Consider the following 21,349-nt stretch of genomic DNA (forward strand, 5'->3'; position numbering starts at 1 on the left):
TCCCCTTCGTCTAGTGGCCTAGGACACCGCCCTTTCACGGCGGTAACAGGGGTTCGAGTCCCCTAGGGGACGCCATTTTTATCGCTCTGCGATGCCTATAGGGCCACTGAGACTTTCAGTGGCCCTTTTGTTTTTTCCCTTCCTAAACATTTTCCTCCGACCGGTGGTCACGGTTTCCGCTTGCCGATTTTTATTATGAGAATAATATTCTCCTCATAATATTTTCCCCGAGCCAGGAGCCAGCCATGAGCGACAAGAAAGCCCAGACCCGCGAACGCATCCTGTCTGCCGCCACCAGCGCGCTGCTGCAGCACGGCCCGGTGAGCCCCAGCGTGGGCGAGGTGATGTCGGCGGCCGGGCTGACGGTGGGGGGCTTCTACTCGCACTTCGAGAGCAAGGACGCTCTGATGCTGGAGGCCTTCCGGCAACTGCTCGCCAAGCGCCGCGAAGGGCTCAAGCGCTTCGATCCGCGGCTGAGCTTTGCCGAGCGCCGGGCGCTGACGGCGCAGTTCTACCTGTCGCGCAAGCACCGCGATACCGAGGAGGAGGGCTGCCCCATCCCCAGTTCGCTGAACGAGCTGGCCAATCTGCCGGAAGAGTTCCGTCAGACCCTGGAGGAGCACGTGGAGCTGATGGTCGCGGCGCTGGCCGGCCGCCCCGAGGAAATCGACACCGTGCTCAGCGACATGGCCTTGATGATTGGTGGATTGGCGCTGGCCCGTGCCCTGGGCGATGGCGACCTGTCCGATCGCGTCCTGCGTGCCGCGAAGAAAGCGGTGATCTGAGGAGATACGGCAAATGAACAGTCTGAGCTGGGTTCGAGGAATCAACGCCACCCTGGGCCGCGTCGCGCCGAAATGGGCGGCGCAGCGCATGCGTCAGCTGTTCGTGACGCCCAATGAATATGCCCCGCGTGACTGGGAGCTGCCGCTGCTGACCAGTTCCGAGCGCGTCACGCTGCGCTTCGGCCTGTCCGCGCTGCGCTGGGGCGAAGGCCCGGCCGTGCTGCTGATGCATGGCTGGGAAGGGCGGCCTACCCAGTTCGCCACGCTGATCGAGAAGCTGGTGGGTGCCGGTTACGGCGTGATCGCCCTCGACGGGCCGGGGCATGGCCGCTCGCCCGGCCATGAGGCCGATATCGTGCTGTTCGCCCGCGCACTGCTGGAAGCCTCCAGCGAGCTGCCTCCGCTGCGCGCCGTGATCGGCCACTCCATGGGCGGCGCCAGCGCGCTGCTGGCTACCCAGATGGGGTTGCGTACCGAAACGCTGGTGACCATCGGTGCGCCAGGCAACGTGCTGGGCGTCCTGCGCGGCTTCTCTGGAATGGTCGGGCTGCCGCCGCTGGCGCGCTCGCACTTCATCCGCCTGATGGAGGCGCGCACCGGCATCGCCGCCAGGCAACTGGACGTCGCGCGTTATGACCTGGATTTCCCCGGCCTGGTGGTACACGCCGAGGACGACAAGTACGTGCGCGTGGGCGAGGCCACGGCCATCCATGAGGCCTGGCCGCGCAGTCGTCTGCTGCGCCTGAAAAGCGGTGGGCATCATCGCGTACTGGCCGATGCTGCGGTGACCGAGGCGATTCTGGAGCTGCTGGAAGAGGTGGACATGCCGCTGCCCCTGGCACTGGCTTCCTGAACCATTCACCAGCCTGATAACGGCGGCTAAAGGGCCGCCGTTTTCGTTGCATGATGGCCCGTTGCGGGTCGTCAGGCCCGGCGCGCTGGCGTAGACTTTCGGGCATTTCCGGCCGCCCCGGCCTGGGCGCGAGGTCTTGCGCACGCGGGTGGCCGACTGGGGGAATGCATGAGTCTTTCGATGGATTGGGTGCTGCAGCAGGCGCGCCCGGTCATGCCGGTGCTGGTGGTCGATGAGGTGGCGCTGGCCGGTGACCTGGCCCGCGCCCTGTATGACGGCGGGGTGCGGGTGCTGGAAGTGTCCCTGCGCACACCGCAGGCGCTGGACGCGGTGGCCGAGATCCGCCGCGAGCTGCCGGAAATGATCGTCGGCGCCGGTACGCTGATCCACACCGAGCAGTTCCAGGAAGCCCGCGACGCCGGCGCGCAATTCGCCGTCAGCCCCGGCTGCACGCCGCGCCTGGTGGCGGCGGCGGAAGACGCGAAGATGCCGTTCCTGCCGGGTGTCATGACGCCTTCCGAAGTGCTGGTGGCGCTGGAGTACGGCTATCGCTCGCTGAAGCTGTTCCCGGCCGACGGCAATGCCGCGATCAAGATGCTCAAGAGCCTGAAGGCGCCCTTCGCCGGCATCCGTTTCTGCCCGACCGGCGGCATCACCCAGGAAAACCTGCTCAACGTGCTGCGCCTGCCCAACGTCGCCTGCGTCGGCGGCACCTGGATCGCGCCGCCCAGCCTGGTCCGCGCCCGCGCCTGGGACCAGATCACCCAACTGGCCGCCGAAGCGATCGCGCTGGCCGCAAGCCTGGAGCACGCTTCATGAGTTGGCAGTTGCCCGACCCGTTCGTCATCGATATCGAAGTCAAGTCCGAGGACATCGACGGCCTCGGCCACGCCAACAACGCCGTCTACGTCAGCTGGCTGGAGCGCTGCGCCTGGCGCCACTCGCAGAGCCTGGGCCTGGACCTGGCCGAATACCGCCGGCTGGATCGCGCCATGGCCGTGGTGCGCCACGAGGTGGACTACCTGGCTGCGGCCTACGAGGGTGATGAGTTGCAGCTGGCGACCTGGATCGTCGAGTCCGACCAGCGCCTGAAGATGACCCGTCACTTCCAGCTGGTGCGCCCGGCGGATGCGCTGACCCTGCTGCGCGCCCAGACCACCTTCGTCTGCATCGAGCTGTCCAGCGGCAAGCCCAGGCGCATGCCGGTGGAGTTCATCGAAGGTTACGGCCGCGCGCTGCTCTCCCCGGAAACCGTGGCCGCCGGCGCGTGATCCGTCGTGCCGCGCTTTTCCCGGCGCGGCGCATTCCCTACAATCCGCGGCCTTCCCTGGCCCGAGATTTTCCCGTGCAGATTGCCCTGGCCCCGATGGAGGGGCTGGTAGATGACATCCTTCGCGATGTGCTGACCCGCGTCGGCGGCATCGACTGGTGCGTCACCGAATTCATCCGCATCAACGACCGGCTGCTGCCGCCCTCGTCCTTCCTGGCGCTCGCCCCGGAACTGGCGCATGGCAGCCGCACCCGCGCCGGCGTGCCGATGCGCGTGCAACTGCTCGGCTCCGACCCGCAGCTGCTGGCGGAGAACGCGGTGCAGGCCTGCGAGCTGGGCGCTCCGGTGATCGACCTGAACTTCGGCTGCCCGGCCAAGACGGTGAACCGCTCCCGTGGCGGCGCCGTGTTGCTCAAGGAACCCGATCTGATGTTCAGCATCATCGAGGCGGTGCGCCGCGCGGTGCCGACGCACATTCCGGTGACTTCGAAGATGCGCCTGGGCTACGACAGTCCGGACGGCGCCATCGACTGCGCCCGCGCCCTGGCTGACGCCGGTTCCGCCCATGTGGTGGTGCACGCGCGGACCAAGGCCGACGGGTACAAGCCGCCGGCGCATTGGGAGTGGGTGGCGAAAGTGGCGGACGCGGTGAAGGTGCCGGTGTTCGCCAATGGCGAAGTCTGGACCCTCGAGGACTATCACCGTTGCCGCTCCATCAGCGGCGTGTCGGACATCATGCTCGGCCGCGGGCTGGTTTCCCGCCCTGATCTCGCCCGGCAGATCGCCGCGTGGCGCGATGGCCGCGAAGTGCTGCCGATGCCCTGGTCGGAAGTGCGCGTGCTGCTCGACGACTTCTGGCGCCAGGCCCGGCGCAAGCTGGCGCCGCGTTACGCACCGGGGCGCCTGAAACAGTGGCTGGGCATGCTGACCCGCAGTTATCCCGAGGCGGTGGAGTTGTTCGCCCAGGTGCGCCGCGAGCATGACTGCGAAGTGCTGGACAGGATGCTGCAGGTCGAGATCGAAGTCGCCGCCTGACTCCGTACTGCTCTTCGTAGGAGCGAGCTTGCTCGCGAACCGCCCAACACCAATGCATCGGGATAGACCGCGTTCGCGAGCAAGCTCGCTCCTACAAAAGCGTGCGTCACGATTTTGAATCAGCGCCCACCGCTGACGTCGACGAAACTGCCGGTGCTGTAGCTGGACTCGTCCGAGGCGAGGAACAGGATCGCCCGCGCCACTTCTTCAGCCTCGCCGCCACGCCCCAGTGGAATCGCCGATTGCAGGCGCTCGACGCGGCCCGGCTCGCCGCCGCTGGCGTGGATCTCGGTCCTGATCAACCCCGGCCGCACGGCATTCACGCGGATGCCCTCGCTCGCCACTTCCTTGGCCAGGCCGATGGTCAGGCTGTCCACCGCGCCCTTGGCGGCGGCGTAGTCGATGTATTCGTTGGGCGAACCCAGGCGCGAGGCCATGGACGAGACGTTGACGATGCTTCCGCCGCTGCCGCCCTGCTTGCGCGCCATGCGCTTCACCGCCTCGCGGCAGCAGAGGAAGGTGCCGGTGACGTTCACCGCGAACACCCGCTGCAGGCGCGCCACGTCCATGTCTTCCAGGCGCATCTGGCGTTCGAGGATGCCGGCGTTGTTCACCAGCACGTCGAGGCGGCCGAAGGCCTCGTCGACTTCGCGGAACAGCCGCAGCACGTCGTCTTCATTCGCCACGTCGGCGGCAAACGCGCGTGCCTCGCCGCCGGACTTCTCGATCTGCGCGACCAGCGCCTCGGCTGCTTCGCGCTCGCGGCGGTAGTTGAGCGCCACGGCGAAGCCGCGCTCGGCTGCCAGGAGCGCGGTGGCGGCGCCGATGCCGCGGCTGGCGCCGGTGATCAGCATGACCTTTTTCACGATGAAATCCTTTTTTCGAAAACGGGCTTGAAACCGATTCTGCCGTCCCAATCTATGTCCCTGCGGGAAGCCGAAGACGGGTCCCGCACCGGAGTTCTGATCTCAGGCTCCAGATCATACCTTGCTGAAATATTCAGGAGATTCGCCATGAGCAACGTCCTTTCCCTCGCCCCGCTGTTCCGCCAGTCCGTCGGTTTCGATCGCTTCAACGATCTGTTCGAGTCCGCCCTGCGCAGTGAAAGCGGCAGTTCCTACCCGCCCTACAACGTCGAGAAGCATGGTGACGACAGCTACCGCATCGTCATCGCCGCCGCCGGCCTGCAGGAAGAAGACCTGGAACTGCAAGTGGAGCGCGGCGTGCTGACCGTCAACGGCGGTAAGCGCGAAAAGGCTTCCGAGAGCGTCACCTACCTGCACCAGGGTATCGCCCAGCGCGCCTTCAAGCTGTCGTTCCGCCTCGCCGACCATATCGAGGTCCAGGGCGCATCGCTGAAGAACGGCCTGCTCAGTGTCGACCTGGTACGCATCGTTCCGGAAGAAGCCAAGCCCAAGCGCATCGCCATCAACGGCCAGCAACCGGCCATCGAAGGCTAAGCAGCTTCCCGGCACCAGCCGGGCCGTAGCTGCAAAGCAAAACGCCCGTCTCTTGCGAGACGGGCGTTTTCGTTTGTGCTTCGATCAGGCCTTCTGCTGGTCGGGCAGCGGCGCCGAGCGGTTGCGCCACCAGGCGAAGACGATGGCTGCCATCAGCACGAAGCCCAGGTAGCCCATGGCGGGATAGACCAGGCCCACCAGCTTGACGAAGCCGACCTGGCTGGCGATGAACGCGAGCACCACCGCGGCCACGGTCGCCACCCGGAACGGCACGCCATACGCAGCGCAGCGCGCGGCCAGGGTGTAGGCGAAGCCGCTGGTGGTGCAGTACAGCTTCACCAGCAGCAGGGCGAGCATCACGTCGCCGAACCAGGGCGCGATGTTGTTGCTCAGCAGCAGGGTGGGGATGGCGCTGCCGCCGATCACGTCGATCTGCACCAGCATCACCAGGGCCATGGCGAGGATCAGTACGCCCACGCCGATGCCGCCGAACACACCGCCCATTGCGGCGGTGCGCAGGTTGGCCACGCTGCCGCCCATCACCACCACGGCCGCCGCGGTGGCGGCAACGTTGTAGGAAACATACAGCAGCGCGCCGAGCAGCCAGTTGGGCGCGGGGTGCGGCACCGCCAGGGCGATCTGCTCCAGCTCCGCCAGCGGCTTTTGAATGTGCGTCAGCGCATAGACGGCAATGATCGCCACGATGATCATCAGCACCGGAGTGATCAGGCTCATCAGCGTGATCACCCGCTTCAGGCCCAGGCACACGGTGATGACGGTCAGCACGCCGAGGACGATGCCGCCGATGGAATGGCCGATCCCCAGTTGTTGCTCGAACGATGAGTTGGCGCCGGCGAACATGACCACCATGGTGCCGAACAGGAAGAAGGTCAGCATCAGGTCGACGACGCGGCCCAGCGGCTTGCCGCAGATGTACTCCATGGCTTCCTTGTGCGACTGGGTCTGCAGGCGGCTGCCGATCTGGTAGAGGTTCATCAGCAGGAAGGCGAACAGCGCCAGCGCCACCAGCGCGCCGGCCAGGCCCATGAGGCCGAAGCCACCGAAGAACTGGAGGATTTCCTGGCCCGAGGCGAAGCCGACGCCCACCACCAGGCCGATGTAGGCACCGCCGAGCTTGAGACTGGTTTTCATGATCGAGACTCTGTTGTTGTTATGAGAGCGGCCCCGCCCGCGGCGGAGCCGAAAAGGATCACGCCTGGCCGACGTACGCCTGGACTTCCACCTCGACATCCACCCCCAGCGCCAGTGCCGAGGCCACGCAGGAACGCACCGGCAGGCCCTGGTCGAAGTAACGCTTGTACACCTCGTTGAAGCCGGCGAAGTGCGCCATGTCCGACAGCCATACCGTGGCCTTCACCACCTGGGAGTAATTCGCGCCGCAAGCCTCCAGGCTCTCGGCGATACGAGTCATCACCGCTTCGGTCTGGGTCTGGATGTCGCCTTTCACCACCTGGCCATCGGCGGTCATCGGGATCTGTCCGGACAGGAACAGGAAGCCGCCGGCCTTCACGGCGCGGGAGAAGGGGAAGGGCAGGGTGCTGGGGTAACGCTGGATATCGCTCATGGGATTTTCTCCGGGGAATTAACGCAGGCGCGCCGGGCTCAGGCGCTGGGGATCGACGCCTTCCTGGCGCAGGGATTCGGGCAGCGGCTGGCCGAGCAGCAGCGACTGGGCCAGGCGCGACACGCCGTCGGCGGACTGGATGCCGTAACCGCCCTGGGCGGCCAGCCAGAAGAACGCCGTGTTCTGCGCGTCCTGGCCGATCACCAGGTCGCCGTCGGCAACGAAGGAACGCAGGCCGGCCCAGCTGTGGTTCGGCCGGCGGATCGCCAGGGTGGTGTGTTCCTCGATGTGGTACACGCCCAGGGCTATGTCGAGCTCCTCGGGCTGCACGTCCTGCGCCTGAACCGGGTCGGCGTTGGCGGGTGAGCCGAGCAACTGGCCGGCATCGGGCTTGAAGTAAAAGCTTTCGTCGATGCCGATCACCGTCGGCCAGCGGCTGATGTCCGCGCCATCCGGTGCCGGGAAGGTGAAGGCGGTGCGGCGGCAGGGTTGCAGGCCGACGGGGCGGATGCCGCAGCGCTCGGCCACGTGATCGGCCCAGGCGCCGGCGGCGTTGACCAGTTGCGCGGCCTGGACGGTTTCGCCCTGGCTGAGTTCCAACGTCCACGCGTTATCCGCAAATTCAGCCGACAGCAGTTCGCGGTTGCAGCGCAGCTCGCCGTCGCGCTGGCGCAGCGCGCGCAGATAGCCCTGGTGCAGGGCATGTACATCGAGGTCGCGGGCATCCGGCTCGTAGAGCGCACCGATGATGGCGTCGGCGCGCAGGACGGGGAGGAATTCCAGCGCCTGTTCGGTGCTGATGCGCTGGACGCCCGGCGTGGCCTCGGCCTGTTTGAGCTGCTCGACGTGTTCCGGGCCGCCGACATACAGGCAGCCGCGCGGGGTGAGGATCGGGTGCTCGCTGAAGCCCGCCGGCGGGTTTTCGTAGAAGGCGCGGCTGGCGCGGGTCAGCGCCTGGATCTGCGGCGTACCGTAGGCCTCCATGAACATCGCGGCGGAACGCCCGGTGGCGTGGTAGCCGGGCTGCTCTTCGCGCTCCAGCACCAGCACCTTGTGGGTCTCGCTCAGGCGGTAGGCGAGGGAGGCGCCGGCAATGCCGGCGCCAATGATGACGAAATCGAAATGGCTCACGGCAAGGGCCTTCCCCGGGTTTTCTCTTATGTGAGAAATCTAAGATATGAGAATTTTTGCGCCAAAGGCAAGGCCCGGTAAACTTTCGTCGGCCCCCTCACGAGATGTCCCATGAGCGAAACCGCCCCGGCACTACCCAAGCCCCAGCAACTGGATCGAGACGAAGTCGGTGCGCGTCTGCGGGCGGTTCGCAAGCAGCGCAAGCTGACCCTGAAACAGCTCTCCGACCTGTCTGGCGTGGCGGTTTCCACCCTCTCGAAGATGGAGTTGGCGCAGGTCGCGGTGAGCTACGACAAGCTGGCCGCTGCTGCCCGCGCCCTGCAGGTGGATATCGCCCAGTTGTTTCGTCCGCAACCGTCCGTCGGTGGGCTGGTGGGGCTGAAGACTTTCGTGAAGACCCGCGTCGATGAGGCCGCCGGTTATGACACCGGCGGTTACGAGTACTACCCCATCGCCGGCGATTTCCCACAACGCAGCATGACGCCGCTCTATGCGCGCATCTTCGCCCGCGAGGTGGGCGAGTTCGACGACTACGTCCGCCATCCCGGCCAGGAGTTCGCCATGGTGGTGGCCGGCCGCGTACGCATCCAGTTCGAGACCGGCGAGTCGGTGAGTATCGGCCTGCGTGAAACGGCCTATTTTGACAGCAGCGTCGGTCACCTCTACCTCAACGACGGCGATGCCGACGAGGCGCAGGTGATGGTGGTGATGTCGGAGTTGCGGCCCGCGCAATAGCGGGCCTCAGGTCGCCTGCTGGCTGTCCCGGCCCGGCAGCAGGGCGATGAAGTCGTCCAGCGGCACCGGCCGGCCGAACAGGTAGCCCTGGTACAGGTGGCAGCCCTGCTCGGTCAGCAGCACCAGCTGCTCCGGAGTTTCCACCCCTTCGGCGATCAGCTCCAGCCCGAGGCTGTGTCCCATGGCGATGATGGCGCGGACGATTTCCGCGTCGTTGCTGTTGCTCGGCGCGTCGCGCACGAAGCTCTGGTCGATCTTCAGGCTGTCCACCGGCAGGCGCTTGAGGTAGGTCAGCGAGGAATAGCCAGTGCCGAAATCGTCCATGGCGAACTGCACGCCGGCTTCACGCAGGCGCTCCATGCGCGCGATGGTGTCGTCCAGCTGCTGGATCACGATGCCCTCGGTGATCTCCAGCTTGAGCAGGCTGGGCGGCAACTTGACCTTGTGCAATACGCCCAGCAGACGCTCGACGAAATCGTTCTGGCGGAATTGCCGCGGGCTGATGTTCACGCTCAGGCTGAAGTTCTCGACCTCGATGCGGCCTTCGGCGAGCAGCCGCGCACCGGTGCGGCAGGCTTCCTCGATGACCCATTGGCCGACTTCGACGATCAGGCCGCTGTCCTCCAGCACCCGGATGAAGCTGGCCGGCGACTGCGGGCCACGGGTGGGGTGGCTCCAGCGCAGCAGGGCCTCGGCGCCGACGATGCGCGAGCCGCGCGCATCGACCTGCGGCTGGTAGTGCAGGGTGAATTCGCGCCGGGCGAGCGCCATGCGCAGGCCGTTCTCCAGGCGCAGGCGCTCGCTGGCGGCCTGCTGCATGGACTCGTGGAACAGCTGCACCGTGTTGCGCCCGGCGTCCTTGGCGCGGTACATGGCGATGTCCGCGCGCTTGAGCAGGTCGTCGGGGGTTGCGCCGTCGTCGGGGATCAGCGCGATGCCGATGCTCGGGGTGATCTGCAGGCGATGGCCGTCGAGCAGCATTGGCTCCGCCAGCAGGTCGCGCAGTTTTTCTGCCAGCAGGCGGACCTGCTGGGCGGTTTCCAGGCGGCTGCCCTCGATGCCGGTGAGCAGCACCACGAATTCGTCGCCGCCCAGGCGCGCCACCGTGTCTTCCTGGCGCACGCTGGCCTCCAGGCGCGCGGTGACCATCTGCAGGATGGAGTCGCCGACGGAATGACCGAGGGAATCGTTGATGTGCTTGAAATGGTCCAGGTCGAGGAACAGCAAGGCGCCGCGCAGGCTGTGGCGCTGCAGCAGGGAAATCTGCTGCTTGAGGCGGTCCATCAGCAGGGCGCGGTTGGGCAGGTCGGTCAGGGCGTCGTGGTAGGCCAGGTGCTGGATGCGCGCTTCGGCCTCACGCAGCTCGCTGGTGTCGCGGGCGGTGAGCAGCAGGCAGTCCAGGCCGCCCAGCTCGATCGGTTCCACCGACACGTCCACCGTCCTGATCGTGCCGTCGCGGTGGCGGCCGCGCATTTCCAGGTGGTGGACGAAGCCGTCGCGGTTCAGCGCGGCGATCATGTTCAGGCGCTCGTCCGGGTCGGCCCAGATGTTCATCTCCAGCGAGGTCTGCCCCAGCACCTCCTCCGGGCGAAACCCGGTGAGACGGTGGAAGCCTTCGTTGACCTCGATATAGCGGCCGGTCTCGCGCTCGGTGATGGTGATGGCGTCGGGGCTGGAGTGGAACGCCTTGGCGAATTTCTCCTGGCTGGCCTTGAGCGCCGCCTCCGCGACCAGGCGCCGGGTGACGTCGCGGAAGCTGGAGAGGATGCACAGCTGGCGGTCCACCCAGATCAGCCGGCTGGCGATCATGCAGGTAATCGGGCGGCCGTCGCGGGTGAGGAACTGCACCTCGATGTTCTGCAGCGAGTGGTCGCGCATCAGTTGCTCGAACAGTCGCGAGCGCTGCTGGTCATCGGCCCAGAAGGTGATCTGGTGGGACGAGCGGCCGATGATGTCCTCGGCATTCCAGCCAAAGGTGCTGCAGAAGCTCGGGTTCACCTCGATGAATTCGCCGTCGCGCACCCGTGATACGCAGATCGGGTCCGGGCTGCCCTGGAACAGGCTGGCGAACTTCTCTTCCGAGGCCTGCAGGCTGCGTTCGCGCAAGACCCGGTCGGTGATGTCGAGCAGCGTGCCGGCCATGCGCAGCGGCTTTTCCTCGGCGTCGCGGTAGAGTCGCGCGCGGCTTTCGAGGTAGCGGACTTCACCGGAGCCGAGCTGGGCGCGGTAGGTGAACTGGTAGTCGTTCTCCGGCCCGCGGACCAGCCGCGCGTAGGCCTGGCGCATGCGCTGGCGGTCGGTCTTGTCGACGCAGGCGAAGAACTCGCCGAAGGGCCCGTGGAAATCCCGGTCAGGCAATTCGTGCAGAACGGCGGCGCGCGCCGAGCCGTAGAGCAGGCCGCTGGGGATGTGCCAGTCCCAGATGCCCAGCTGCGCGGAATCCAGCGCCAGGTCCAGGCGTTCCTGACTGTCGCGCAGGGCCTGCTCCTGGGCGCGGACACGGGTAATGTCGCGCACCGTGAGCACCAGGCAGGGGCGGCCGTCCTGATCGATCTGACAGCCGTAGACGCGGGCGCTGCGGATTTCGCCGGTGCGGGTCAGCAGGGTGACTTCGAAGCCGTCGATCTGCCGCTCGGCGGTGATCTTGTCGAGCATCCGCTGGCGTTCGTCGAGGCTGCGCCAGAGACCCAGCTGAAGGGAGGTGCGGCCGAGGGCTTCGTCGCGGCTCCAGCCGAAATGGTCGACGAAACTGGCATTGAGTTCGAGGAATTGTCCGCTGTCCCGGTCGGTGATGACCATGGCGTCAGGCGCGGTATGAAAGGCTTTGGCGAACTTGTCCTGTCCGACGGAGGCGTGCGGGGGCGTGTGCGGATCGCGGCTCATGCGGCGCTCCCCCTGTATCTGGCGGCGCCGGCCAAGTGGGGCCGGCTAACGCGAACGGGTCTGCGGACGGGCATTCGGGCCCCTTCTTCTAGTTCTGTCAGAACAATAGAGGTTAGGCCGCGACGGGCGCAAGTCCGGCCGCCTGGGCGTCGAGCAGGCGCATGAAGGCCCGTGCGGCGTTGGACAGGGTGCGCTCGGTATGCAGGATGTAACCGAGCTGACGGCTGAGCTGGATGTCCTGCAGCGGCAGGCGGACCACGCTGTCGTCGAGCATGGTGCGCGGCAGGACGCTCCAGGCCAGGCCGATGGAAACCATCATCTTGATGGTCTCCATGTAGTTGGTGCTCATGCCGATGTTCGGCGTCAGGCCCTCGGCCTCGAACATGCGCCGCACGATATGGTGGGTGAAGGTGTTGCCGCCGGGGAACACCGCCGGGTGCCGCGCCACGTCGGCGAGGAACACCGGACCTTGCACCGACAGCGGGTGCTCGGGAGCGGCGACGAAGTCCAGCGGGTCGTCCCACACCGGCACGGCGCGCACGGGCTCGGCGGTTTCCGGGGCGAGGGTGATCACGGCCAGTTCGGCGCGGCCATGGAGGATTTCCTCGTAGGCGACTTCCGAGTCGCAGAACTGGATGTCCAGTGCCACCTGCGGGTGGGCCTTGGTGAAGGCGCGCAGCAGCGGCGGCAGACGGTGCAGGCCGATGTGGTGGCTGGTGGCCAGGACCAGTCGGCCGCTGACTTCGCCGTTCAGGTTGGTCAGGGCGCGGCGGGTGTCGTCCAGCACGCTGAGGATCTGGTAGGCGCGCGGCAGCAGGGCGCGGCCGGACTCGGTGAGGGTGACTTCGCGACCGACGCGGTCGAACAGGCGCACACCCAGTTGGTTCTCCAGGGCGGCGATGCGCTTGCTCACTGCCGGCTGGGTCAGGTGCAGACGCTCGCCGGCTTCGGAGAAGCTGCCGGATTCGGCGATGGCGAGGAAGGTGTTGAGGCTGGTCAGGTCCATGTCGACTCCCTGCGCTCTGGAAGCGGCGCCCAACTTTTATAACGCACAGTATTCCTCGTGGGAATCCTTTGGATAAAAAATATGAATTTGAGTTATTCGGCGCCTTTCCCTAGGATCGTCCCCACAAGCCCAAGGGGCATAGAAAGACGCTGATGAGGACTCTCTGATGGCCGGCAAGACGCTCTACGACAAACTCTGGGAAATGCACGAGGTGAAGCGCCGTGACGATGGCTCGTCGCTCATCTACATCGACCGCCACATCCTCCACGAAGTGACCTCGCCGCAGGCCTTCGAAGGGCTGCGCCTGGCCGGCCGCAAGCCATGGCGCATCGACGCGAACATCGCCACCCCGGACCACAACGTGCCGACCACCCAGGTCGAGCGCAAGGGCGGCCTCGCGGCCATTGCCGACGAAGTGTCGCGCATCCAGGTGCAGACCCTGGACGAGAACTGCGATGACTTCGGCATCCTCGAATTCAAGATGAACGACGTCCGCCAGGGCATCGTCCACGTGGTCGGCCCGGAGCAGGGCGCGACCCTGCCGGGCATGACCGTGGTCTGTGGCGACTCGCACACCTCGACCCACGGCGCCTTCGGTGCGCTGGCCCACGGCATCGGCACCTCCGAGGTGGAGCACGTGCTCGCCACCCAGTGCCTGGTCGCCAAGAAGATGAAGAACATGCAGGTCCGCGTGGAAGGCAAGCTGCCCTTCGGCGTGACCGCCAAGGACATCGTCCTCGCGGTGATCGGCAAGATCGGCACCGCCGGCGGCAACGGCCATGCCCTGGAGTTCGCCGGCAGCGCCATCCGCGACCTGTCCATGGAAGGCCGCATGACCATCTGCAACATGTCCATCGAAGCGGGCGCCCGCGTCGGCATGGTGGCGTGCGACGAGAAGACCATCGAATACGTGAAGGGCCGCCCGTTCTCGCCGCAGGGCTGCGACTGGGACAAGGCCGTGGAAGCCTGGAGCGACCTGGTTTCCGACGCCGATGCGCACTTCGACACCATCGTCGAGCTGCGTGCCGAGGACATCAAGCCGCAGGTCAGCTGGGGTACTTCCCCGGAAATGGTCCTCGCGGTGGACCAGAACGTGCCGGACCCGGCGGCCGAAGCCGATGCGGTCAAGCGCGATTCCATCGTCCGTGCGCTGAAGTACATGGGCCTGAACGCCAACCAGGCGATCACCGATATCCAGCTGGACCGCGTGTTCATCGGCTCCTGCACCAACTCGCGCATCGAAGACCTGCGCGCCGCCGCCGCCGTGGCCAAGGGTCGCAAGGTCGCCGCCACCGTCAAGCAGGCACTGGTCGTGCCGGGCTCGGGCCTGGTGAAAGCCCAGGCCGAACAGGAAGGCCTGGACAAGATCTTCATCGAAGCCGGCTTCGAATGGCGTGAACCGGGCTGCTCCATGTGCCTGGCGATGAACCCGGACCGCCTGGAGAGCGGCGAGCATTGCGCGTCCACCTCCAACCGCAACTTCGAAGGCCGCCAGGGCGCCGGTGGTCGTACCCACCTGGTCAGCCCGGCGATGGCCGCCGCGGCTGCCGTGACCGGTCGTTTCATCGACGTTCGTGAATTGATGCAGGCCTGAGGAGACCGAACATGAAAGCCTTTACCCAGCACACCGGTCTCGTCGCGCCGCTCGACCGCGCCAACGTCGACACCGACCAGATCATCCCCAAGCAATTCCTCAAGTCGATCAAGCGCACCGGCTTCGGCCCGAACCTGTTCGACGAGTGGCGCTACCTCGATGTGGGCCAGCCGAACCAGGACAACTCCAAGCGTCCGGTAAACAAGGATTTCGTCCTCAACTTCCCGCGCTTCCAGGGTGCCAGCGTGCTGCTGGCCCGCGAGAACTTCGGCTGCGGTTCCTCCCGCGAGCACGCGCCGTGGGCGCTGGACGAATACGGCTTCCGCACCGTGATCGCGCCGAGCTTCGCCGACATCTTCTTCAACAACAGTTTCAAGAACGGCCTGCTGCCGATCATCCTGAAAGATGAGGAAGTCGACGAGCTGTTCGCCCAGTGCGAAGCCACCGAGGGTTACCAGCTGACCGTCGACCTCGCTGCGCAGACCGTGACCCGTCCGGACGGCAAGCAGTACAGCTTCGAAGTGGATGCGTTCCGCAAGCACTGCCTGCTCAACGGCCTGGACGACATCGGCCTGACCCTGCAGGATGCCGACGCTATTCGCAGCTTCGAAGCCGGTTACAAGCAGAACCAGCCCTGGTTGTTCCGCGACGCCTGAGCGGCGTCGCACCATCGCGTCAAGGAGAGCAGCATGACCGAGAGTCGTCACGAGCAAGTGGTCCAGCGCCAGTTCGGCGCCCAGGCCAACGCGTACCTGACCAGTGCCGTTCACGCCCAGGGCGAGGAATTCGCGCTGCTGCGCGAGGCCGTGGCGGCTGACGCCGGCTCGCGCGTGCTCGACCTTGGCTGTGGTGCTGGGCATGTGAGCTTCCAGATCGCGGAATTTTGCGATGAAGTGATCGCCTACGACCTCTCCCAGCAGATGCTCGACGTGGTGGCCTCGGCCGCCGCCGAGCGCGGCCTGGGCAACATTGCCACGCGCTGTGGCGCCGCCGAGCGGCTGCCGTTCGAGGACGGCGAGTTCGACTTCGTCTTCAGCCGTTATTCCGCGCACCACTGGCGGGATGTCGGCCAGGCGCTGCGCGAAGTGCGCCGGGTGCTCAAGCCGGGCGGCGTGGCCTGCTTCATCGATGTCGCCGCGCCGGGCTTGCCTCTGCTGGACACCTATCTGCAGACTGTCGAAGTCCTGCGCGACACCAGCCACGTGCGTGACTACTCCCCGTCGGAGTGGGCCCGACTGGTCGGCGAAGCGGGCCTCGCAGTCACCGCTGCCAAACGCCAGCGCCTGCGCCTGGAGTTCACCTCCTGGGTCGAGCGCATGCGCACGCCCGAGGTGATGCGTCAGGCCATTCGTGCCCTGCAGCTTTCGATGGGCGAAGAGGTGCGCGAGTATTTCGAGATCGACGCCGAGGGCTCCTTCAGCACCGACGTGCTGGTGCTCTGGGCGACCAAATAGCAGCAGCAAGCTTCAAGCCGCAGGCTCCTGGCAGGAGCCTGCGGCTTTCAATCTTTTCCGAAGGAAACAAGCGATGAGCAAACAGATTCTGGTTCTCCCCGGCGACGGTATCGGCCCGGAAATCATGGCCGAAGCGGTCAAGGTGCTGGAGCTGGCCAACGACAGGTTCGCCCTGGGCTTCGAGCTGACCGAGGACGTCATCGGCGGCGCCGCCATCGACAAGCACGGCGTGCCGCTGGCCGACGAGACCCTGGAGCGCGCGCGCAACTCCGACGCCGTGCTGCTGGGCGCCGTGGGTGGCCCGAAGTGGGACAAGATCGAGCGTGACATCCGCCCCGAACGCGGCCTGCTGAAGATCCGCTCGCAACTGGGCCTGTTCGGCAACCTGCGTCCGGCCATCCTCTACCCGCAGCTGGCCGATGCTTCCAGCCTGAAGCCCGAAGTGGTCGCCGGCCTGGACATCCTCATCGTCCGCGAGCTGACTGGCGGCATCTACTTCGGCCAGCCGCGCGAGCAACGCGTGCTGGAGAACGGCGAGCGCCAGGCGTACGACACCCTGCCGTACAGCGAGAGCGAAATCCGCCGCATCGCCCGCGTCGGCTTCGACATGGCCCGCGTGCGCAACAAGAAGCTGTGCTCGGTGGACAAGGCCAACGTCCTGGCCTCCAGCCAGCTGTGGCGCGAAGTGGTCGAGGAAGTCGCCAAGGACTACCCGGACATCGAGCTGTCGCACATGTACGTCGACAACGCCGCCATGCAGCTGGTCCGTGCGCCGAAGCAGTTCGACGTGATGGTCACCGACAACATGTTCGGCGACATCCTGTCGGATGAGGCTTCCATGCTCACCGGCTCCATCGGCATGCTGCCTTCTGCCTCGCTGGATTCGAACAACAAGGGCATGTACGAGCCTTGCCACGGTTCCGCGCCGGACATCGCCGGCAAGGGCATCGCCAACCCGCTGGCGACCATCCTCTCGGTCTCGATGATGCTGCGTTACACCTTCAACGAAGGCGCCGCCGCCGACGCCATCGAGAAGGCCGTGAGCCTGGTGCTCGACCAGGGCCTGCGTACCGGCGACATCTGGTCCGAAGGCTGCACCAGGGTCGGTACCCGCGAAATGGGCGATGCGGTAGTCGCGGCTCTGCGGAATCTGTAATCTCTCCGGTTCGCTCGCTCCCGGCCCTTGCTGAAAAGGTGGGAGCGACGGCCCTCTAAATATTTGAAGGTGTAGTAGCGATGAAGCGTGTAGGTCTGATCGGTTGGCGTGGCATGGTGGGTTCGGTGCTCATGCAGCGGATGCTGGAAGAGCGGGACTTCGACCTGATCGAGCCGGTGTTCTTCACCACCTCCAACGTGGGTGGCGAAGGTCCGTCCATTGGCAAGGACATTGCCCCCCTGAAAGACGCCTACAGCATCGAGGAACTGAAAACCCTCGACGTCATCCTGACCTGCCAGGGCGGCGACTACACCAGCGAAGTCTTCCCCAAGCTGCGCGAAGCCGGCTGGCAGGGCTACTGGATCGACGCCGCTTCCAGCCTGCGCATGCAGGATGACGCGGTCATCGTCCTCGACCCGGTGAACCGCAAGGTCATCGACAACTCGCTGGACGCCGGCACCAAGAACTACATCGGCGGCAACTGCACCGTCAGCCTGATGCTGATGGCCCTGGGCGGCCTGTTCGAGGCCGGTCTGGTCGAGTGGATGAGCGCCATGACCTACCAGGCAGCCTCGGGTGCCGGCGCGCAGAACATGCGCGAGCTGATCAAGCAGATGGGCGCCATCAACGCTTCCGTCGCCGATGACCTGGCCAATCCGTCCAGCGCCATCCTCGACATCGACCGCAAGGTCGCCGAAGCCATCCGCAGCGATGCCATGCCGACCGAGAACTTCGGCGCGCCGCTGGCCGGCAGCCTGATCCCGTGGATCGACAAGGAACTGCCCAACGGCCAGAGCCGTGAAGAGTGGAAAGGCCAGGCGGAGACCAACAAGATCCTCGGCCGCTTCAAGAACCCTATCCCGGTGGACGGCATCTGCGTGCGCATCGGCGCCATGCGCTGCCACAGCCAGGCGCTGACCATCAAGCTGAACAAGGATGTGCCCATCGCGGACATCGAGGGCCTGATCAGCCAGCACAACCCCTGGGTCAAGCTGATCCCCAACCAGCGTGAGATCAGCATGCGCGAACTGACTCCGGCAGCCGTCACCGGCACCCTGAGCGTTCCGGTCGGTCGCCTGCGCAAGCTCAACATGGGCTCGCAGTACATCGGTGCCTTCACCGTCGGCGACCAACTGCTGTGGGGCGCTGCCGAGCCGCTGCGCCGCATGCTGCGCATCCTGCTGGAGCGTTGATCCGCCGCTTCAAAGGTATCCACAACGCCGGCCTCGAGCCGGCGTTGTGCTTTCCGGAGCACGAAAAGTTCCCGGTGTGTAGGTGAACCGCCGCACAAAACCGCCAGTCCGTTCGGCTGCCGGCTCTTTGGCGCCAGTTTCTGTGACGTACCCGCAAAAGCCACCGGGAACCAGTCGCTATCCTCGCAGCCCGTCCATGGGGACAGGTTTCGGCGCGCCCTTTCGCGCCGGCCGACGGCAAGCAAGCAGCGGGGGAGAGAATGGCTCGGTTACACAGATTGTGGTTGGCGACGGCAGTCGCCGCGGCGTTCATGCCGGGCATGGCAGGCGCCCTGGAACTGGGCGACATCTCCTCGCGGGCGGCGCTGGGACAGACCCTCTCGGCCAATATCGACCTGCGCGGCGCGGCTGACCTGAGCTCCGAGGAAGTCGTGGTGAGCCTTGCCTCGGCTGAAGACTTCGAACGCCTGGGTGTGGACCGCAACGTCGTCACCAGTGGGCTGAAGTTCACCCCGGACGTCGGCAAGAACGGTCGAGGCGTGATTCATGTCAGCTCGTCCAGGCCGATCCGCGAGCCCTACGTGAACTTCGTCCTCCAGGTCGTCTGGCCACAGGGGCGTCTGGTGCGTGAGTTCACCCTGCTGCTGGACCCACCGACCTACGCGGCCAGTCCTGTGACCCCACCAGCCATCGCCCCGGTGGCAGCCGTCCGCGCGCCACAGGCGCAACCGCTGGCGCCTTCAGGCGCGAGTGCGGCGGCCTCAGACAGCTACCGCATCCAGCGCAACGACGCGCTGTGGGACATCGCTTCGCGCAATCGTCCGTCCGGCAGCGTCTCGGTCATGCAGACCATGGCGGCGATGCAGCGAATGAATCCGGATGCCTTCGTCGACGGCAACATCAATCGCCTGAAGGTCGGCCAGGTGCTGCGCCTGCCCAGCGAGCAACAGGTTCGCGAACAGAGTCACGCCCAGGCAGTGGCGCATGTCGAAGCCCAGAATTCGCAGTGGAAGGCCAAGCGCAATCCGCAGCTGGCGCAGCAGGGGCGTCAGTTGGACGCCACCCACAAGGCCGAGGCGGGCAGCGCGCCGGCGAAAGCCGATGAGCGCGACAACCTGCGTCTGGTCTCCGGCCAGCCGGGCAAGGTCAAGGGCAAGGTCGACGCCGAGCAACTGGCCGTGGCCCAGGAAGGCCTGGACAGCGCGCGCCGCGAAGGCGACGAGCTGCGCAGCCGGATTGCCGACCTGGAAAGCCAGACCCAGAAACTGAACAAGCTGATCGAACTGAAGGACTCGCAGATCGCCGGCCTGATCGCGCGGCTGGCCGAGCAGGATCGCGCCAAGGCGCAGGCCGCTCCACAAGCGGGCAATCCGCAGGCGTCGGCAGGGGAGGTCGCCCAGGCGACTGCGCCGCTGACCGCACAGGCTACGGACGGCGCGCCGCGTCCCTGAGCTGCGGCGATAGGCGGCGGAGCCCTCGATTGCTTCGCCGCTGGTGGGGGCAGTAAAGTGCTGCGCTACTTTCCCCACCGATTGTGAGACCCCGGATGCCTGAAACACTCGACATCGCCGTAGTAGGCGCCACAGGACTCGTTGGCGAGGCTTTGGTCGAACTGCTGGAAGAGCGCGACTTCCCCGTCGCCAACCTGTATCTGCTGGCCAGTGGCGAGTCTGCTGGCAAGTCGATTGCCTTCCGTGGGCGCAACATCCGGGTCGGCAAGCTCGACGATTTCGACTTCGCCAAGGTGCGTCTGGCCTTCCTCTCCGTGGGCGCCGAAGCTGCAGCCGACTGCACCGCCCGTGCCCGCGAGGCCGGCTGCAGCGTGATCGACCTGAGCGGTGCAGCGCTGAACGACGCTGCTGCGTTGCTGGCCCAGGCCTGCGTGAATGGCGATGCCGTCGAGGCCCTGCAACTTCCCGCATTGATTGCCGCCCCGGCCGCGCCCGCCGCCGAGGTGGCCGAAGTGCTTGCCGCACTGCGTGGCGTCGTGGAGCTGCGCCAGGTCACGGTGAGCGCCTGCCTGTCCGCTTCCGCGCTGGGGCGCGAAGGCGTGCAGGAGCTGGCGCGGCAGACCGCCGAGTTGCTCAATGCCCGTCCTCTGGAACCGCGCCTGGTGGATCGCCAGTTCGCCTTCAATATGCTGGCGCAGCTGGGTGACGTCGACGAGCAGGGTTATTCGGCGGTCGAACGCCGCATCGCGGCTGAGCTCGCCGTCCTGTTCCCCGAGCTGAAGGATGGCCTGAGCGTCACCTGCAGTCTGGCTCCGGTATTCTTCGGCGATACCCTCATGCTTTCCATCAGGACGGCGGCACCGGTTGCCCTGGCGGCGGTCAGCGCCGCGCTGGACGCAGCCGACGGCATCGAGCTGGTGGAAGACGATTATCCGACTGTCATCGGCGATGCGCAGGGGCAGGATAGTGTTTACGTTGGTCGCCTACGTACTGGTCTGACAGATTCGTGCGAACTGAATTTGTGGATTGCGTCAGATAATGTGAGAAAAGGCGCAGCCCTAAATGCTGTGAACTTGGGCGAATTGTTGATAAAACACTATCTGTAAAAGATACTTACCGAATATTTGAAGAAGTATTCTAGCTTGGCAATACTGGCCGGGAACGTCGCTGACAGGGGAGAACACTGCCGTGAAAACGGCCAGTGCAATGGGCAGCGGCGCCCGATAGACGTTGTTCTAATCCAGAAAAAAGCTATTAAAACAAGGGATTAATATATGGTCCGGCTTCGCAAACTGGTGCAGGCAATCGCAGCTGCTTCGGCACTGACCTCGGGCATGGCGCATGCGCTGGGGCTGGGAGACATCCACCTGCGTTCGGCACTGAACCAGCCGCTGGACGCCGAGATCGAGCTGGTCGAAGTTCGCGACCTGTCCTCGGCCGAGGTGATCCCGAAGCTGGCTTCGCCGGAAGACTTCAACAAGGCCGGCGTCGACCGCCAGTATTTCCTGACCGGGCTGAAGTTCACGCCCATCGTCAAGCCCAACGGCAAGAGCGTCATCCGCGTGACCTCCGACCGGCCGGTGCAGGAACCCTACCTGAACTTCCTCGTGGAAGTGCTCTGGCCCAACGGCCGCTTGCTGCGCGAGTACACCGTGCTGCTCGATCCGCCGCTGTATTCCCCGCAGACCGCCGCTGCCGTGCCGCGCGCGCCGATGGCCGTACCGGCTCCGGTAGTCCGTCCGTCCGCCACCGCAGCGC

At 65.9% G+C, this 21,349-nt stretch carries 21 protein-coding genes; 15 read left to right on the plus strand and 6 right to left on the minus strand.

Annotated features, from left to right (window positions below):
* Positions 1-245 precede the first annotated feature (245 nt).
* From ACCC94_RS15760 to ACCC94_RS15780, 5 genes are all read left to right on the plus strand, one after another.
* Positions 246-785 (plus strand): TetR/AcrR family transcriptional regulator, encoded by a 540-nt coding sequence (locus tag ACCC94_RS15760; protein ID WP_413350430.1) that lies wholly within the window; start codon positions 246-248, stop codon positions 783-785.
* 13 nt (positions 786-798) lie between these two features.
* Positions 799-1,638 (plus strand): alpha/beta fold hydrolase, encoded by an 840-nt coding sequence (locus tag ACCC94_RS15765; protein WP_413350431.1) that lies wholly within the window; start codon positions 799-801, stop codon positions 1,636-1,638.
* A gap of 168 nt (positions 1,639-1,806) precedes the next feature.
* Positions 1,807-2,457 (plus strand): bifunctional 4-hydroxy-2-oxoglutarate aldolase/2-dehydro-3-deoxy-phosphogluconate aldolase, encoded by a 651-nt coding sequence (locus tag ACCC94_RS15770; protein WP_413350432.1) that lies wholly within the window; start codon positions 1,807-1,809, stop codon positions 2,455-2,457.
* Entirely contained in the window at positions 2,454-2,909 is a 456-nt protein-coding gene (locus tag ACCC94_RS15775; RefSeq protein ID WP_413350433.1) for an acyl-CoA thioesterase, read from the plus strand. Before ACCC94_RS15770 ends, ACCC94_RS15775 begins: the two co-directional genes overlap by 4 nt.
* Positions 2,910-2,983: 74 nt before the next feature.
* A complete protein-coding gene (locus ACCC94_RS15780) occupies positions 2,984-3,943 on the plus strand; it encodes a tRNA dihydrouridine synthase (RefSeq protein WP_413350434.1) in 960 nt (319 codons plus the stop codon).
* 119 nt (positions 3,944-4,062) lie between these two features.
* On the opposite strand, the gene ACCC94_RS15785 is transcribed toward ACCC94_RS15780, so the two are convergent.
* Positions 4,063-4,809 carry an SDR family oxidoreductase gene (locus tag ACCC94_RS15785; protein WP_413350435.1) on the minus strand — a complete coding sequence of 249 codons (747 nt, stop codon included), beginning with the start codon at positions 4,807-4,809 and terminating at the stop codon, positions 4,063-4,065.
* A gap of 147 nt (positions 4,810-4,956) precedes the next feature.
* Between ACCC94_RS15785 and ACCC94_RS15790 the strand changes: the two genes are divergently transcribed.
* Positions 4,957-5,403 (plus strand): Hsp20 family protein, encoded by a 447-nt coding sequence (locus ACCC94_RS15790; RefSeq protein WP_017520362.1) that lies wholly within the window; start codon positions 4,957-4,959, stop codon positions 5,401-5,403.
* A gap of 84 nt (positions 5,404-5,487) precedes the next feature.
* Here the strand turns inward: ACCC94_RS15790 and ACCC94_RS15795 are convergent, their stop codons facing one another.
* From ACCC94_RS15795 to ACCC94_RS15805, 3 genes are read right to left on the minus strand one after another with little or no spacing between them, the layout of a single operon-like run.
* Positions 5,488-6,555 (minus strand): hypothetical protein, encoded by a 1,068-nt coding sequence (locus ACCC94_RS15795; RefSeq protein ID WP_413350436.1) that lies wholly within the window; start codon positions 6,553-6,555, stop codon positions 5,488-5,490.
* Between the two features lie 58 nt (positions 6,556-6,613).
* Positions 6,614-6,988, minus strand: a complete 375-nt coding sequence (locus ACCC94_RS15800; RefSeq protein ID WP_192430233.1) for a RidA family protein — start codon at positions 6,986-6,988, stop codon at positions 6,614-6,616.
* 18 nt (positions 6,989-7,006) lie between these two features.
* A complete protein-coding gene (locus ACCC94_RS15805) occupies positions 7,007-8,119 on the minus strand; it encodes an NAD(P)/FAD-dependent oxidoreductase (RefSeq protein WP_413350437.1) in 1,113 nt (370 codons plus the stop codon).
* 111 nt (positions 8,120-8,230) lie between these two features.
* Here ACCC94_RS15805 and ACCC94_RS15810 point away from each other — a divergent pair, with 111 nt between their 5' ends.
* On the plus strand, positions 8,231-8,854 hold the full coding sequence (locus ACCC94_RS15810; protein ID WP_413350438.1) for a helix-turn-helix domain-containing protein: 624 nt from the start codon (positions 8,231-8,233) through the stop codon (positions 8,852-8,854).
* 6 nt (positions 8,855-8,860) lie between these two features.
* Here the strand turns inward: ACCC94_RS15810 and ACCC94_RS15815 are convergent, their stop codons facing one another.
* Positions 8,861-11,737 (minus strand): EAL domain-containing protein, encoded by a 2,877-nt coding sequence (locus ACCC94_RS15815; RefSeq protein ID WP_413350439.1) that lies wholly within the window; start codon positions 11,735-11,737, stop codon positions 8,861-8,863.
* A 112-nt stretch (positions 11,738-11,849) separates the two neighbouring features.
* Positions 11,850-12,743, minus strand: coding sequence for a LysR family transcriptional regulator (locus ACCC94_RS15820; RefSeq protein WP_017520368.1), 894 nt, complete (start codon positions 12,741-12,743; stop codon positions 11,850-11,852).
* Between the two features lie 166 nt (positions 12,744-12,909).
* On the opposite strand from ACCC94_RS15820, the gene leuC reads away from it, so the two are divergent.
* The 8 genes from leuC to ACCC94_RS15860 all read left to right on the plus strand — a co-directional run.
* Positions 12,910-14,337 (plus strand): 3-isopropylmalate dehydratase large subunit, encoded by a 1,428-nt coding sequence (leuC, locus tag ACCC94_RS15825; protein ID WP_413350440.1) that lies wholly within the window; start codon positions 12,910-12,912, stop codon positions 14,335-14,337.
* Between the two features lie 11 nt (positions 14,338-14,348).
* Positions 14,349-14,993 carry a 3-isopropylmalate dehydratase small subunit gene (leuD, locus tag ACCC94_RS15830; protein WP_413350441.1) on the plus strand — a complete coding sequence of 215 codons (645 nt, stop codon included), beginning with the start codon at positions 14,349-14,351 and terminating at the stop codon, positions 14,991-14,993.
* A gap of 33 nt (positions 14,994-15,026) precedes the next feature.
* Positions 15,027-15,791: a class I SAM-dependent methyltransferase gene (locus ACCC94_RS15835; RefSeq protein WP_413350442.1), complete on the plus strand. Its 765-nt coding sequence runs from the start codon at positions 15,027-15,029 to the stop codon at positions 15,789-15,791.
* Positions 15,792-15,864: 73 nt separating this feature from the next.
* Positions 15,865-16,947 (plus strand): 3-isopropylmalate dehydrogenase, encoded by a 1,083-nt coding sequence (gene leuB, locus ACCC94_RS15840; RefSeq protein WP_413350443.1) that lies wholly within the window; start codon positions 15,865-15,867, stop codon positions 16,945-16,947.
* An 80-nt stretch (positions 16,948-17,027) separates the two neighbouring features.
* The gene (gene asd / locus ACCC94_RS15845) at positions 17,028-18,140 is read left to right on the plus strand and encodes an aspartate-semialdehyde dehydrogenase (protein WP_205336664.1); all 1,113 of its coding nucleotides are present in this window, start codon (positions 17,028-17,030) and stop codon (positions 18,138-18,140) included.
* A gap of 284 nt (positions 18,141-18,424) precedes the next feature.
* Positions 18,425-19,591, plus strand: a complete 1,167-nt coding sequence (locus ACCC94_RS15850; protein WP_413350444.1) for a FimV family protein — start codon at positions 18,425-18,427, stop codon at positions 19,589-19,591.
* 95 nt (positions 19,592-19,686) lie between these two features.
* The gene (locus tag ACCC94_RS15855) at positions 19,687-20,697 is read left to right on the plus strand and encodes an aspartate-semialdehyde dehydrogenase (protein ID WP_413350445.1); all 1,011 of its coding nucleotides are present in this window, start codon (positions 19,687-19,689) and stop codon (positions 20,695-20,697) included.
* A gap of 168 nt (positions 20,698-20,865) precedes the next feature.
* On the plus strand, positions 20,866-21,349 hold a 484-nt coding region (locus tag ACCC94_RS15860), incomplete at its 3' end, for a FimV family protein (RefSeq protein WP_413350446.1).

Origin of the sequence: Pseudomonas sp. Pseusp97, assembly GCF_047304025.1 — a bacterium.
In the GTDB taxonomy this organism is placed as follows: domain Bacteria; phylum Pseudomonadota; class Gammaproteobacteria; order Pseudomonadales; family Pseudomonadaceae; genus Pseudomonas.